9 protein-coding genes are annotated in these 12,189 nt (G+C 45.5%); 2 read left to right on the forward strand and 7 right to left on the reverse strand.

Annotation, left to right across the window (positions count from 1 at the left end):
• Positions 1-97: 97 nt before the first annotated feature.
• Entirely contained in the window at positions 98-1,705 is a 1,608-nt protein-coding gene (locus EJA10_RS04615; RefSeq protein WP_125478851.1) for a ribonuclease J, read from the reverse strand.
• Between the two features lie 311 nt (positions 1,706-2,016).
• Entirely contained in the window at positions 2,017-2,571 is a 555-nt protein-coding gene (locus tag EJA10_RS04620; RefSeq protein WP_125478818.1) for a TetR/AcrR family transcriptional regulator, read from the reverse strand.
• A gap of 168 nt (positions 2,572-2,739) precedes the next feature.
• On the opposite strand from EJA10_RS04620, the gene EJA10_RS04625 reads away from it, so the two are divergent.
• Both EJA10_RS04625 and EJA10_RS04630 read left to right on the forward strand, forming a co-directional pair.
• The gene (locus EJA10_RS04625; protein WP_125478819.1) at positions 2,740-4,797 is read left to right on the forward strand and encodes an efflux RND transporter permease subunit; all 2,058 of its coding nucleotides are present in this window, start codon (positions 2,740-2,742) and stop codon (positions 4,795-4,797) included.
• Complete coding sequence (locus EJA10_RS04630; RefSeq protein WP_125478820.1) at positions 4,794-6,596, forward strand: YhgE/Pip domain-containing protein; 1,803 nt, start codon at positions 4,794-4,796, stop codon at positions 6,594-6,596. Before EJA10_RS04625 ends, EJA10_RS04630 begins: the two co-directional genes overlap by 4 nt.
• 272 nt (positions 6,597-6,868) lie before the next feature.
• Here the strand turns inward: EJA10_RS04630 and EJA10_RS04635 are convergent, their stop codons facing one another.
• The 5 genes from EJA10_RS04635 to hppD all read right to left on the reverse strand — a co-directional run bounded on the left by EJA10_RS04635 (position 6,869) and on the right by hppD (position 11,864).
• Positions 6,869-8,026, reverse strand: coding sequence for a homogentisate 1,2-dioxygenase (locus EJA10_RS04635; protein ID WP_125478821.1), 1,158 nt, complete (start codon positions 8,024-8,026; stop codon positions 6,869-6,871).
• Between the two features lie 14 nt (positions 8,027-8,040).
• A complete protein-coding gene (locus EJA10_RS04640) occupies positions 8,041-8,964 on the reverse strand; it encodes a fumarylacetoacetate hydrolase family protein (RefSeq protein ID WP_125478822.1) in 924 nt (307 codons plus the stop codon).
• Between the two features lie 8 nt (positions 8,965-8,972).
• Positions 8,973-9,566, reverse strand: a complete 594-nt coding sequence (locus EJA10_RS04645) for a flavin reductase family protein (protein WP_170169067.1) — start codon at positions 9,564-9,566, stop codon at positions 8,973-8,975.
• 21 nt (positions 9,567-9,587) lie between these two features.
• Entirely contained in the window at positions 9,588-10,679 is a 1,092-nt protein-coding gene (hisC, locus tag EJA10_RS04650; RefSeq protein WP_246017685.1) for a histidinol-phosphate transaminase, read from the reverse strand.
• A gap of 69 nt (positions 10,680-10,748) precedes the next feature.
• The gene (gene hppD, locus EJA10_RS04655; RefSeq protein WP_125478825.1) at positions 10,749-11,864 is read right to left on the reverse strand and encodes a 4-hydroxyphenylpyruvate dioxygenase; all 1,116 of its coding nucleotides are present in this window, start codon (positions 11,862-11,864) and stop codon (positions 10,749-10,751) included.
• Between the last annotated feature and the right edge of the window lie 325 nt (positions 11,865-12,189).

Raw genomic sequence — 12,189 nt, forward strand, 5'->3', positions numbered from 1 at the left:
TCCTGTATGTAAAAATGTAATATCTATAAAATATAACACCATTTGGTGTCATGTCAATAAAATGACCAGGCACTGAGTAGTACCTGGTCGTAATTTTTTATATTTCAATGATAATCGGCAGAATCATCGGCTTCCGTCTCGTTTGCTGGAAAATGTGCTGGCCGACTGCTTTTTTGATGCCCTGCTTGATGACATTCCAGCGATGGATATTTTCCTCCTGGAGTTCAGTCACCGTTTTTGTCACGATGTTATTCACATCCCTCATAAGATCTTCAGAGTTTTTGACAAAAACAAATCCCCGCGAAATCGTGTCAGGACCGCTGATGATTTTCCGCTCAGCCTTACTCAAGGTCAGCACAATGACCAGCATGCCGTCCTCTGAAAGCTGCTTCCTGTCTCGTAAGACGATTTCCCCAACATCGCCGACGCTTACACCGTCCACATACGTATCACCGGCAGGTACATTCCTCGTCTGCCGCGCCTCTCCGTTTTCCACATCCACGACATCACCATTTTTAATGATGAAGGTATTCCCTTTCTCGACTCCGACCGATTCTGCCAGCAATCTGTGATGATGGAGCATACGATACTCACCGTGAATCGGAATGAAATATTTAGGCTTCATCAGTGTGAGCATCAGCTTAAGATCCTCCTGATAACCATGGCCGGAGACATGCATGCCTGTTGTGCTTCCGGACCCGTAGATCACTTTTGCGCCAAGCTTGAAGAGATTATCGATGATTTTAGAAACATCCTTTTCATTCCCAGGTATAGGCGAAGCAGCCATAATCACTGTGTCACCCGGATAAATGGACACATCGCGATAGTTCCCTGTGGAGAGCCGCGCCAGAGCAGCCATCGGTTCACCCTGGCTGCCTGTACATAAAATCGCCACCTTGTCAGGATCCAGCTGGTCCACGACATTCGGTTCAATCAGCATGCCTTCCGGTACAGTCAAATAGCCGCGCTCAATCGCCACGTCCACAACATTCACCATGCTCCTGCCCAGCAAAGCAAGCTTTCGGTTTGTCTTGATCGCTGCCTCTACCACCTGCTGAACACGATTCACATTCGAGGCAAATGTTGAAACAAAAATCTTCCCATCCGCTTTCATGAACGCTTCTTCCAGATGGCTAGCCACCATCCGTTCTGATGGGGTGAGCCCCGTCCGCTCTGCGTTTGTACTTTCAGATAAAAGTACTTGTACACCTTCTGTCCCAATCCTGGCCATTTTATGGATTTCAGACTGTTCATCATTCGCAGGCGTCAGGTCGAACTTGAAGTCCCCTGTATGCACCACATTTCCCTCCGGTGTATGGAAGACAATCCCCAGGCAATCAGGAATGCTGTGGCTTACCTTGAAAAAGCTCACCTTCACCTTGCCAAAATCCACTTCAGAATCCGAAGTGATTTTTTTCAGTTCGGTTCCTCTCAAAAGCTTGTGCTCACTTAGCTTGAGTTCAATTAACCCAAGTGTAAAATCTGTTGCATACACAGGGGCTTTCAGCTTTTTAAAGAAATAAGGAACCCCGCCAATGTGGTCTTCATGCCCATGGGTCACGATCAAACCGCGGATCTTTTCCCTGTTTTCCTCAAGATAAGTCATTTCGGGAATGATCAAATCAATCCCGAGCAAACTCTCATCAGGGAATTTCCCGCCGCAGTCAATCACAAAAATATCGTCATCATACTGTACCACGTACATATTCTTGCCGATTTCATTGATACCGCCTAATGCAAAAATCGATAAAGTCACTGTTCGTCCTCCTAATCCATACTAGATTTCCTTATTGTTGCCTATCCAGTATTTGTTTATTTATGGATTGCAGGTTTCTATGTGTTCGATTGGAACTTTTTGCTCTCGGCACCCGGCATTGGGCTTATTGAAATGTTTTATAACACCTTTTTGGGCCTTAGAACTGTTTTTTGGGCTTCTGAACTCATATGTACCCTTTATGCCACCCAGTATCCGTCATTTCTTCAGAAATTTTCATGCTCTCCCAATGAACCTGCTCCTTACCGCATACTGGAAAGTCCTCTGTTTATAAAATTAATGATAATCTCGGCCATCTCTTTAGGTGTTTTGTCCATCCCATTCTCTAGCCAGTTTTTGATGACATAGATGCTGCCGCTCATCACGAACATGATAATATATTCAAAGGTTTGCTGATCGCCAGCGCGGTCAGGGATCCAATTTTTAAAAATGAATTCCTTCGTGATCATCATGCCCTTTTTCTGAAAGTGAATATCGGTGTTCTCGCTGAGCAGCGTTTTGCAAACTTCGCTCTTAACCGAAATGTACTCCATTACTTTCTCGGTCATCTGCAATGCTTCTTCTTCTTTTGAAAAATTGTATTGGCTCAGTGTTGCGACCATATCTTCAATGAATTCAGCTTCAATCACAGAAAGCAATTCGTATTGATTGGAAAAGTGCGAATAAAATGTAGAACGATTGATGTCTGCCAGTTCACATATTTCCTTGATTGTGATGCTTGAAATCGGTTTTTGTTTCAATAATTCCAGAAGACTATCCTTTAAAACCAACTGTGTATATTTTTTTCGTCTGTCCATGAAAAGTCATACCTTTCCTGCCATATTAATAATTCATTACGTTCCCCAACAGAAAATAAGATTGTGTTGGAAATCAAACAAAATGTACCCAACTGTTTGTTGAATGGACAACACCGTGTCGATATAATGATAAAGTGTAAATGCAATAGGCTCAAGAGAGGAAGAAAAATGAACAATATCTCAGGACAAATTATAAAACATAAAAAAGCTGTTGTGATTGCGTTTATGTTATTCGCGTTAGTCTCATCGGTTGCGCAATTTTTTGTTTCAGTCAATTACAATATGGTCGATTACTTGCCAGAGGATGCTCAATCGACGCGGGCAATAGAGATTATGGAAAAAGAATTTATAGCCTCTGTTCCTGATACTAGAGTCATGGTCAAAGATATCTCCATACAGGAGGCACTTGACTATAAGGATAAAATGGCCGCGATTGACGGAGTCTCCGATGTCATCTGGCTGGATGATGTCGTGGACCTGAAAACACCACTGGAGATGGAAGATCAACAGACGGTTGAAAATTATTACAAAGATGGCCACGCGCTCTTTTCAATCAGTGTCCGCTCTGGCGATGAAGTGGCTGTAACGGACGCGATTTATGAATTGATTGGTGAGGACGGGGCTATCGCTGGTGAAGCCATTAATACTGCTACCTCCCAAAAAATGGCGGGTACAGAATCTTTTTATGCGGCCCTCCTGCTCGTTCCGATCATTATCTTCATCCTGGTCATCTCAACGAATTCATGGATTGAGCCTGTATTTTTCCTGACAGCCATCGGAGTTTCTGTCTTGATCAACCTGGGAACGAATATTTTCATCGGAGAGGTATCATTCGTGACCCAGTCGGTAGCCCCAATCTTGCAGCTTGCTGTTTCTCTTGATTACGCTGTTTTCTTGCTTCACAGTTTTTCAGATTACCGTAAAAAACTGCAGGATCCGGAGGAAGCAATGAAACTGGCTATGAAAAAGTCGTTCCCGGCAATCACGGCGAGTGCGGCTACCACATTTTTTGGCTTTATCGCTCTTACGTTCATGAAATTTGAAATCGGCTCTGATTTAGGGCTCAATCTGGTCAAAGGAATTGTCCTGAGTTTTATCAGTGTGATGGTTTTCCTTCCGGCTTTCACTCTTCTTTTTATTAAATGGATGGACAAAACACAGCATAAAAGCTTTGTTCCAAGCTTCGCGGGAATCGGCAATTTTGTCATGAAAATGAAATTCCCAAGCCTGCTCCTTGTATTGGCGATTCTGATCCCAAGCTTCCTCGCGCAGAGCAATACAGCTTTCACCTACGGCCTCGGTGACCAGCCGGAAAGCACACGCGCAGGCATGGACTTTATTGAAATCGAGGAAGCATTTGGCCAGACGACGCCGATTGTCTTATTAGTCCCTAAAGGGGACGCGGCAAAAGAAACCGACCTTGTTGAAGAATTAGAAGAGTTGGATTATGTGACGAGCGTCATTGCCTATGTGAATTTGGTCGGATCAGTTATCCCTCCTGAATACCTGGGTGAATCGATCACCGATGAATTTTACTCAGAGAATTACAGCAGGATCGTCATCAATACAAATCAAGGAACAGAAGGCAATCTCCCCTTCTCGATTGTCCAAAAAGTTGAGGAAGCCGCTGCCAAATATTATGGTGACGATGCGCTCAGCCTTGGTGAAAGCGTGACGCTGTATGATATTAAAAATGTTGTCAATAAAGACAATATTGTCGTCAATGTGCTGACAGTCGCCACGATTGCAGTTGTCCTGCTGGCAACGTTCCGATCGATTTCGATCCCGCTCGTGCTGCTGATCACGATCCAATCTGCAGTCTGGATCAATTTGTCGATCCCCTATTTTACCAATTCATCATTGGTATTCGTAGGTTATTTGATCATCAGTACCGTTCAGCTGGCCGCAACAGTTGATTACGCAATCTTGCTTACAGAAGCTTACCAGCATAACCGCAGGGAAATGCCGCCTGTAAAAGCAGTGATCAGAACGCTTGATGAAAAGACATTCTCGATTTCGATCTCGGCTGCGATTTTATCAAGCGTCGGGTTCATCTTATGGATTACCTCATCCAACCCGATTGTTTCCTCGATCGGATTGCTGCTTGGCCGAGGAGCGCTGCTTGCGTTTGTCATGGTTGTATTCCTGCTGCCTGCATTGCTTGTGGTACTCGATAAATTCATTAAAAAGACAACTTATAACGCTAACTTTTACGAGGAGAAATGATGATGAGAACAAAACCATTACTGTATGTCACCCTGGCGTTCATGAGTTTCTTGCCTTCATTTCTTAGCTATACAGTTGAAGCTGAAACTGTAAAAAAAGAAGGCAAACTCACTTCCAAAGATGAAGTAGTGTATGCAACGCTTAAAGCCAATGGCGACCTGGACAGCATCTATGTAGTCAACACACTGGATGTGGAACAGGCTGGCGAAATACTCGATTACGGGGAATATAGCAACCTTAAAAATCTGACTGATTTAGCGGAAATCAGCCAGGAAGATCAAACCGTGAGATTAGAAGCGCCCGAGGGCAAGTTTTACTATCAGGGAAACCTTGAGGACTCCGAGCTTCCATGGAATCTCAGCATTTCCTATTCATTGAATGGACGAAAGATTCAACCCGCAGAGCTTGCCGGCCAAAAAGGACACCTTGAAATCAGCATCGAAACAGGGGCCAATAAAAATGTGGACCCGGCGTTTTATGAAAACTATTTGCTGCAGATTTCTCTCATGCTGTCCAATTCCTATCAGAATATCGAAGCTTCTGGCGGAATGGTCGCTAATGCAGGTAAAAATAAGCAAGTGACTTTTACCGTAATGCCTGCTCAGGAGGAAAGGCTCAGCGTCGAAGCAGATGTTGAGGATTTTGAATTTAACGGAATTGATATTGCGGCTGTTCCTTCAACCCTGCCGATTGATACTTCAGAAATGGAAAATATGACAGAAGATATGTCTACCTTATCTGATGCAATTGGGGAGCTTCACAGCGGAGTGACAGAACTGAGAAATGGCGTTTCTCGATTAAACAACGGTGCCGCTGCATTGAGCGACGGATCAGGCAAATATAAAAATGGAATCGGCCAAATGAACGGGGCCGGCTCAGATCTGGTTGGCGCATCCCGTTCAATCGGTGATGCTTTGAAGAAGATCAGCACATCCCTATCCGGTGGTGCTGATCAAACGGATATGTCCAGCCTTAGTGAATTGCCTAAGGGACTTACTCAAATAGCAGCCGGATTGGAGGAAACTTCAAATGGCCTTGCCACTTTGAGAAAGAACTACTCGCAGGCCTATGGAGCTTTGGATGGAGCGATTAAGGAAATCCCTGCGGCGCAGCTTACAGAAACCGATATCGCTGGATTATATAATAGCAATGCAGATCAAAGAGTCGTGAAGAGTTTAGTGGAGTCCTATACAGCTGCACAAAAAGTGAAGGGTACCTATGACCAGGTGAAACAAGCTTTTGCTGCAGTGGACCCTGCTTTAAAGCAATCAGAAGATGCTTTACGAAACATGAGTGCTGCACTGACTTCGATTGCTAATGAAGTATCAGGTTCACTTGAGAATATCGACGCCGGCGGAATCGCAGAGTTGCAAAAAGGAATGGCAGCTTTATCTTCCAACTATGGAGAGTTCCATTCCGGACTTGTAAAATATACAGACGGAGTCAGCCAGCTCTCCTCTTCGTACACTCAGCTTCATTCAGGAATTGCTGAACTGTCAGGAGGCACGAACAAACTGGCAACAGGTGTAAATGAGCTCCATAACGGCACGAACGAGCTCCATCAGGAGACAAAAGACCTTCCTGAACAGATGCAAAACGAGATCAATGAAATGATCCAGGAATATGACAAGTCTGATTTCGAACCGGTATCCTTTGTTTCATCCAAGAACGAAAAAGTCAAAACCGTTCAATTCGTCATCAAGACTGAAAGCATTCAATTAGAAGAACAAAAAACAAAGAAAGCAGTACCTGTAAAAGAAAAAGGGTTCTGGGATTTGTTGATGGATTTGTTTAAATAAAAAAACTGTAGACCAACTCAAGAAAATCGGGTTGGTCTACAGTTTTTTTTGAAGTAATAAAGGCTGTTGATTTCCGTTCCAGGCGCTTCGCTTTCCGCGTGGCTGGCGGTGAGCCTCCTCGACGCCGCTGGCGTCTCCGGGGTCTCACCTGTCCAGCTGATCCCGCAGGAGTCTTCGCGCCTTCCACTACAATCATCAGATTTTTAATTCAACATCAGGCTTGATATGAGCCAATAAAAAAACAAGCGATTTTTTTCGCCTGTTTTTTCTATTTACTTCTCAATCCATGTATACATATACTGTTCGTCTTCGATTTGCTTCGCTTTCTTCACGGTTTTCAGTGGCTTGAAGGTGTCGATCATGACTGCGAGTTCGAGTGTTTCTTTTTTGCCGATGCTTGCTTCTGTTTTACCTGGGTGCGGTCCGTGCGGGATGCCGCTTGGGTGCAGGGTGATGGAGCCCTCCTTTATTCCTTTGCGGCTCATGAAATTGCCTTCTACATAGTACAGCAGTTCATCGCTGTTGACGTTGCTGTGGTAGTATGGCGCGGGAATGGCTTCAGGATGGTAATCATAAAGCCTTGGAACGAAGGAACAAATAACATAGTTATGTCCTTCGAATGTCTGGTGCACTGGCGGCGGCTGATGGATACGGCCCGTGATTGGCTCGAAATCCTCGATATTGAAAGCCCATGGATAAAGATATCCATCCCAGCCGACCACATCAAGCGGATGATGGTTCAGGACGTGACGGTGCAAATGACCGCGCGTCTTGGTGATGACCTCATGCTCCCCTTTTTCGGAGAATGTTTCAAGCACCTCTGGTCCGCGGATATCACGCTCACAAAACGGGCTATGCTCTAGCAGCTGTCCGTATTCGTTGCGATAACATCGAGGTGTTGTTATTTGGCTGAACGACTCGACAATCAGTGCCTTTGTCATTTCAGCCTCATCTGGAACTACCCTGTAGATTGTTCCGATTGGAATCACGATATAATCACCAGGACGGTAATCCAATGTGCCGAACATCGTCTCCACTTTACCGGATCCATGATGGAAAAAGAACATCTCATCTCCATCACCATTGCGGTAAAATTGCTTCATCGGCTCGGTGATATTGGCAAAACCGATCAACAGGTCATCATTTCCAAGGATATACTCTCTTCCATTCAGAGCGTCTCCCGTTTTGGTGATTTGATCTGTCAGGAAGTGCCTGTGGTTCAGCGACTCCTGGTCTTCATATTCAGGCATATAGCTGCCGATCAATTCACTCTTCACTACTTCAGTTGGCATGTGGTGGTGATAAAGTATTGACTGTGTGCCAGAAAAACCTTTTGTTCCCATTACCTGCTCCCTGAACAGCGAACCATCTTCCTTTTTAAAAATCGTGTGCCGTTTCTTCGGGATTTCACCAAGCTGGCGGTAATACATGAAAACACCTCTTTCTAATCTTGTATAATCTTATTTCTCAGGACACCAAGTCCAGTAATCTCCAATTCTACTTCATCTCCTGGCTCAAGCCAGCGGTGAACCTCGGTTCCAAGCTCAAGGATGCAACCAGTTCCCACAGTGCCCGAACCTATCACCTCACCAGGATAGAGCGTCGTGCCGGCAGATGCCCGTTCAATCATTTCACCGAACGAATAATATAAATCCTTCATATTCCCTTTTGAAAGTTCCTTGCCGTTGACGCGGGCAACCATCTCAAGGTCATATCCTTTCCCCGCTTCTCTGGATTCCAGTTCATCTCTCGTCACCAGGTAAGGACCGAAAGAAGTGGCAAAATCCTTTCCCTTCGCCGGGCCAAGCCCGACTTTCATCTCCCGGCGCTGCAGGTCGCGTGCGCTCCAGTCATTCATGATAAAAAAGCCAAAAATATGCTTTTCCGCGTCCTTCGCCTTGATATTCCGGCCTTCCTTCCCGATGACACAGGCAATTTCCAGTTCGTAATCCATCCATTCGCAAGAATGCGGACGCCTTATTTCTTCTTCATGCCCCTTGATGGCGAGATGGTTGGTAAAATAGAACACCGGGATTTCGTACCATTCTGAAATCATTTCAAGGCCCCGGTTCTCACGGGCTGTTTTTACATGCTGCTCGAATGCATAAAAGTCACGTACACTCTTCGGATTCGGCAGCGGTGCTTTTAAGCTTACTTCTTCAAATGGATAGGAGCCGTTTCCTGTTTCGATCAGGCCTTTATTTTTTTCAATATACTCCATGAATTCCTCATGGTTTTCTATGAATGCCAGCATATTGTCAGGCAAAGTGCCGTTCGATGCTTCGTGCATATCAACTGCCATATTCCTGGAGTTGATCCAGCCTGCACTCTTTGTTCCGTCTTTTTTTGTAAACGTAATGAATTTCATGCTATCACCTATTTTCTTTGCAGCTCAAATGTTTTTGCCAGCGGAAGTGTATAGGTTGCCCCTGCCAGCCTGCCCACCGGATTCAATTTCTCGGAGTTGATGCGCCCGCTTTCATAAAGCTCATCCGCAACATGCACATGGACGACCTTGCCGATGACAAGGCTTCCTGCTCCAGCTTCTTCCCCGCCAAAATGAAGGACCTGGTCCAACACACATTCGAGATGGACCTTTGACTCCTTGACCCGCGATGGCTTAACCGCCACGCTATCAGCCTTGGTCAAGCCTGATGCTTCGAATTCATCTACATCTGCAGCGAATTCAGTGGCACAGTCATTCATCTGCTCTACGAACTCCTCACTAACAATATTGATGACAAATTCCTTTGTCGCTTCAATATTTTGCAGTGTGTCCTTTTTCGCTCCATCTGTCCCTCTTCTCATAGGAGAAAAGCAGACCATCATCGGATTCGCACTGATGACGGTAAAGAAACTGAACGGTGCCAAATTGGCGTTCCCGTTTTCATCCTGGCTGGATACAAAGGCGATTGGCCTGGGGAGGACAGAGCCCTGCAAAAGCTTGTATGCGTCTCGCCATTCAAGCATATCCGTTTTGATTTCCAAGGCTTACACCGCCCTCTCATGAAACTGCTGGCTGACAATTTGTAAAATGAATTCATGGTCTTCACGTGTTCCCAATGTGATCCTGAATGCTTCCTTGTAACCGGGAAGCTGCATCTGCCTGACCAGGACACCATTCTCGGTCAAGGTCTGGATGACCGGCCTGTTCGTGAAGGCATACAGGAAGTTGGATTGAGAAGGGAAACTATCAATCTCCAACTCTTTGAACTTCCCACTCAGGAAACATCTTTCTGCACTATTTTTAACTGAGCAGTCCTGGACAAAAGCCTGGTCCTCAAGCGCCGCTACCGCCGCCGCCTGGGCCAGCTGGTTGACATTGAACACGTCCCTGACTTTATGGAGCTCCTTTGCGATATCTTCATGCATGATGCCATAGCCCACGCGCAGACTGGCAAGACCATAGATTTTTGAAAAAGTCCTGAGGATTACAAGGTTCTTGTACTGATCAAGCAGCGGCATCGTATCAAGGTATTCCTCAGAATCGGCGTACTCAAAATAAGCCTCATCCATGATGATCAGAACATTTCCCGGTACGCTGTCAATAAACGAGAGCAGCTCCTGCTTTGCGACAATCGTGCCGGTCGGGTTATTCGGATTGCATACAAACACCATTTTTGTTTTTTCGCTGATCGCTTCCTGCATCTTTTGGAGATCGTGTTTTCCGTCAACCATTGGAACCGTGACCGCTCTTCCCCCCTCAATCAGCACATTCGTCTTATAGCGAGGGAAGGTCACTTCTGCCATGACCGCTTCATCATTTTTATCAATGTATGCCCTTGTCAGCAGGCGGATAATTTCCTCTGAACCGTTCGTGACAAGGAAATGCTTCTGGTCCAATTGATAATGGGCCGACAGTTTCTCCACAATCCCGGAAGTCATTCCATCCGGATAAAATGCCAAATGAGCAGATGCCTGCATGATTGCTTCCCTGACTCTCGGTGATGTTCCATATCCATTTTCGTTATCCGAAAGCTTCCTTACCGTCGTGATCCCATATTGTTCCTTGATTTCTTCAATTGTCTGGCCGAGGGCATATGGTGTGATTCTTTCCAGCTCTGTTCTTGCTTTTACATACATGTTCATCCCCCATTTTTCTGTGCCGTTTTATGACAAAAGGGAGCGAATCGCCCCCTTCCGTCCCGGCTATTAAAGGTTGCCGCGTCTTTCCTGTTCACGTTCGATTGACTCGAATAGAGCCTTGAAGTTGCCTTCACCGAAGCCTCTTGCACCTTTACGCTGGATGATCTCAATGAACAGCGTCGGGCGGTCTACGATTGGCTTGGTGAAGATCTGCAGCAAGTAGCCCTCATCGTCACGATCTACAAGAATGCTAAGCTCTTTTAACTTATCAATCTCTTCGTCAATTTTACCTACGCGCTCTGAAAGCATTTCATAGTAAGAATCAGGAGTGTTCAGGAACTCCACTCCATTATTGCGAAGTGTCGTGACAGTGCTTACAATGTCCTCTGTTAAGATCGCAAGGTGCTGCACGCCAGGTCCGTTGTAGAATTCAAGGTATTCCTGGATTTGCGACTTGCGCTTCCCTTCAGCCGGCTCGTTGATCGGGAACTTGATGCGGCCGCCATTGTGCATGACCTTTGACATCAGCGCAGAGTATTCAGTAACAATATCCTTATCTGTGAAGTGCTTCATTTCCTTGAAGCCCATGACATTCGCATAGTAGTTGACCCACTCTTCCATTCTCTCAACATTGCCAACAACATGGTCAATACCGATGAAGCCAGCATCCTGGACAGGTACAGTCGTTTCATGCTCAACGAATCCAGGCATGAAAATACCTTTGTAATCTTTTCTTTCTACTAATGTATGAATCGTGTCACCATATGTACCGATGACAGCTTTCTTTAGAATACCATGCTCATCGGAAACCTCATGTGGCGGCTGGATTTCGATTGCGCCGCGCTTCACCGCTCCCTCGTATGCCTTCGCGACATCATCAACCGCAAGCGCGATGTCCTTGACGCCATCTCCATGGGTTTTGACAAACTGAGCTACACGAGAAGAATCATTGTAAGTGCCAGTCACAACAAGACGGATCTTGCGCTGCTGAAGCACATAAGAAGCCGTTTCGCGATTGCCCGTCTCTAGGCCGGAATACGCAACGACCTTAAAACCAAAAGCTGTTTGGAAGAAGTGAGCAGCCTGCTTGGCATTCCCCACATAAAGTTCTAAATAATCAACATCCTGCACTGGAAAGAAATCCTCCGTGTTTTGCGCAGAAACCATTACTTTTTCTTGCATGATAATCCCTCCTGTTTCAATATTTACAATATTTAAAATTATTTTATAGCAACTCTAGCATCCCTCTCAAGAGTACGGTGTAAAGCTATAATGCTTTTACGTAGTGAAGAATCTTGATTTCGCGCAGATGCTACGATTCATTACGTTTTTATAAGGAAGGCTCAAATACGGGGATTTTCAGTGAAAACGGGTTGGGCCGGATTTATTCCTCGTTGGCCTCACTTTATTCCCCGTTGGGCCAGATTTATTCCCCGTTGGTCACACTTTATTCCCCGTTGGAGACACTTTATTCCCCCTGTCTCTTATACACATCTCCGAGCCCACG

Origin of the sequence: Mesobacillus subterraneus (genome assembly GCF_003937825.1) — a bacterium.
In the GTDB taxonomy this organism is placed as follows: domain Bacteria; phylum Bacillota; class Bacilli; order Bacillales; family Cytobacillaceae; genus Mesobacillus; species Mesobacillus subterraneus.